The organism is Methanocalculus natronophilus, assembly GCF_038751955.1.
Lineage (GTDB): Archaea > Halobacteriota > Methanomicrobia > Methanomicrobiales > Methanocorpusculaceae > Methanocalculus > Methanocalculus natronophilus.
The window spans coordinates 1-507 of the sequence record NZ_JBCEXH010000134.1; the positions used below are offsets into that span (position 1 = coordinate 1).

A 507-nucleotide genomic window follows, 5' to 3' on the forward strand; every position below is an offset into this window, starting at 1 on the left:
CCCTAATAGTTTAGAAACACTAGGAGATAGAGCGTTCAAGTCTTCTTCTTTAAATGAAATTATAATAAATGACATGCTAGAAGTCATTGGAAAAGCCGCCTTTATGGATACGCCTTTAGATACCGTCACACTTCATGAAGATTCAATGCTTCAAGAGATTCATCCAGGCGCGTTTAAAAATACAAATATTAAAGAATTTTTCATACCAAGTGACGTTCAAACCTTAGCGTACAGTGAAATCATACCTTCACTTGGTTCTAATAGCGTTTATCATTATGGGGTCTTTACAGGGTCTGATTTAGAAACCGTTACGTTTGCTGAAGACTCTACCTTAACACATATTGGACCATGGACATTCGCCAATACAAACTTAGAATCAATTGACTTCCCTGAAACCATAGAATCTATTGGAGATTTTGCATTTAAAAATACTTTCGTTGAATCAATAGCGTTACCCGCTTATGAGATGAAAATTTTATCACTCAGTGAAAACACATTCTCACATAT

Annotated in this window: 1 protein-coding gene; it reads left to right on the forward strand. The window is 35.3% G+C overall.

Annotation, left to right across the window (positions count from 1 at the left end):
- Positions 1–61: 61 nt before the first annotated feature.
- Positions 62–507 (forward strand): leucine-rich repeat domain-containing protein (locus ABCO64_RS10865; RefSeq protein ID WP_343089494.1); only part of this gene is annotated, 446 nt, incomplete at its 3' end.